Genomic DNA, 297 nt, shown 5'->3' on the forward strand with positions numbered 1-297 from the left:
AAGACCTTGAACAGGCTCTAGGACGGGTTTGTACCTTCCGCCAGGCGACGGCGCTTCTCCAAAACTGCGGTGGTGAGGTCGGGGCGCTGTGCGGCCTTCAACACACAGGCGGGCACCCGGTCCAGGGGTGTGGCGCTGGCCTGGGCCTCCCGCCGCACGGCACTGGGGCTCTGCCCCGTGATGTCGCGGAAGGTGCGCCCGAAGGTGCCCAGGCTCTCCCAGCCGGTGGCAAACGCGATCTCGGTGACGGGCAGGTCGGTGTCGCGCAGCAGCGTGGTGGCCTGCTCGATGCGCCGC

General features: G+C 69.7%; 1 protein-coding gene. It reads right to left on the bottom strand.

The window, feature by feature from the left end; genetic code table 11:
- Nucleotides 1-17 precede the first annotated feature (17 nt).
- Nucleotides 18-297 (bottom strand): AraC family transcriptional regulator (locus DBV10_RS15760; RefSeq protein WP_124514559.1); only part of this gene is annotated, 280 nt, incomplete at its 5' end.

This window comes from Acidovorax sp. FJL06, from assembly GCF_003852545.1.
GTDB lineage: Bacteria > Pseudomonadota > Gammaproteobacteria > Burkholderiales > Burkholderiaceae_C > Acidovorax.